The organism is Brevibacterium sp. SIMBA_078 (assembly GCF_046534565.1).
Taxonomy (GTDB): Bacteria; Actinomycetota; Actinomycetes; order Actinomycetales; family Brevibacteriaceae; genus Brevibacterium.
Window position 1 is genome coordinate 1 of the sequence record NZ_JAWRYQ010000625.1, and the last position, 233, is coordinate 233.

1 protein-coding gene is annotated in these 233 nt (G+C 37.8%); it reads left to right on the forward strand.

What is annotated here, in order from left to right:
• On the forward strand, positions 1–219 hold a 219-nt coding region (locus SB749_RS21030), incomplete at its 5' end, for a toprim domain-containing protein (RefSeq protein ID WP_410712030.1).
• Positions 220–233 lie beyond the last annotated feature (14 nt).

Consider the following 233-nt stretch of genomic DNA (forward strand, 5'->3'; position numbering starts at 1 on the left):
CTACTACTCTTATCAGGTATAGAGACAATCGTTATAGCTACAGATAATGATAAAGCGGGTTATAGGATTAAGATGCAGTTAATCAGGGAATTAGGCGGACATTTTAACCTGAAGCAGTTATATCTACCCTACTACGCAAAGGACGTAAACGATTTAGGGGCAGCTGAGTTACTAAACTACGTGGAACACGCTGAAGAATACGAATTGAAAATTTTGTAAACAAAAAGACACCT